Origin of the sequence: Marinobacter halodurans (genome assembly GCF_004327985.1) — a bacterium.
GTDB classification, from domain to species: Bacteria; Pseudomonadota; Gammaproteobacteria; order Pseudomonadales; family Oleiphilaceae; genus Marinobacter_A; species Marinobacter_A halodurans.
This window is the reverse complement of record NZ_SJDL01000208.1, coordinates 1-362: the sequence shown is the minus strand read 5'-3', so window position 1 is coordinate 362 and position 362 is coordinate 1. Positions and strand designations below refer to the sequence as shown.

Sequence of the window (362 nt, the reverse complement as noted above, 5' to 3'; positions counted from 1 at the left end):
CCCCCTCTGTCAGCCTAGTTGTCCAGTAGGCGATTTCGCCTGATTTTTCCGAGTCGGGGCGGCATGGGAGCATGTCATGCCACGTTATTCCGAAGAACGTAAAGCCGCAGTGCTGAAGAAGTTGTTGCCTCCGCAGAACCGAAGTGTGGTCTCGGTAGCCACAGAGGAAGGCATATCCGATGTGACTCTGTATAGTTGGTTGAAACAGTGTCGAGAACAAGGAATGCCCGTGCCAGGTCATCGTAATACCGGGGAGGACTGGTCCCCTGAAGCCAAGCTGGCTGTTGTGATTGAAACCGCCTCCATGTCTGAGGCCGAACTCAGTGCCTACTGCCGCGAGAAAGGCCTGTACCCGGAGCAGG

General features: G+C 55.8%; 1 protein-coding gene. It reads left to right on the top strand.

Annotated features, from left to right (window positions below; translation table 11 throughout):
• Nucleotides 1–76: 76 nt before the first annotated feature.
• Nucleotides 77–362, top strand: a 286-nt coding sequence (locus EZI54_RS24130; protein ID WP_165495881.1) for a transposase, incomplete at its 3' end; no start/stop codon positions are given.